This window comes from Bacteroides sp. ET489 (assembly GCF_030518095.1).
GTDB lineage: Bacteria > Bacteroidota > Bacteroidia > Bacteroidales > Bacteroidaceae > Bacteroides > Bacteroides ndongoniae.
The window spans coordinates 1-517 of record NZ_JAULLJ010000130.1 but is presented as its reverse complement, the minus strand read 5'-3'; the positions used below and the strand labels follow the sequence as shown (position 1 = coordinate 517).

Annotated in this window: 1 protein-coding gene; it reads left to right on the top strand. The window is 43.7% G+C overall.

Features of this window, described 5'->3' with window-relative positions; translation table 11 throughout:
- Window positions 1-310 (top strand): integrase core domain-containing protein (locus tag Q3C19_RS18350; RefSeq protein ID WP_302731315.1); only part of this gene is annotated, 310 nt, incomplete at its 5' end.
- Window positions 311-517: the final 207 nt, after the last annotated feature.

Genomic DNA, 517 nt, shown 5'->3' with positions numbered 1-517 from the left:
AGACAATGCCATCGCCGAGCGGATCAACGGGATAATCAAGTGCGAACGTGTCTACCGACAAAGTCACTTCAAGGATATCGAGCATGCCGAGAAGGTCATCGGTAGATACATCCACTTCTACAACTGCTACCGGCCACATATGAGTATCGGTTACAAAGTCCCCGCTCTCGTACATTTGGAGCAGGGTGAACAGAAGAAAATGTGGAAAAAGAAAATTTGCCCGCAAAAAACTTTCGATAATGGTGAATATGATGCATCTTTGTCAGACCGAACAACAAGGTCGGACGAAAGCGTAAGCCGGAACATCTGACCCAAAAACCGAATGCCCCATCGAAGGGCATCCGGTTTTACCGAACAACAAGGCCGGAACTTTTGCATGTCCGGTACATTGAAAACTGATGACCTAATCAGAACTGTATTAGGCAAAGTGTCTATTCAAATAGGAGCGTTTCTCAAGAAATGTCTACTATTATAGTTTATAGAACAAAAAAGCGTCTAGTTAAATCAGGAAAAGACA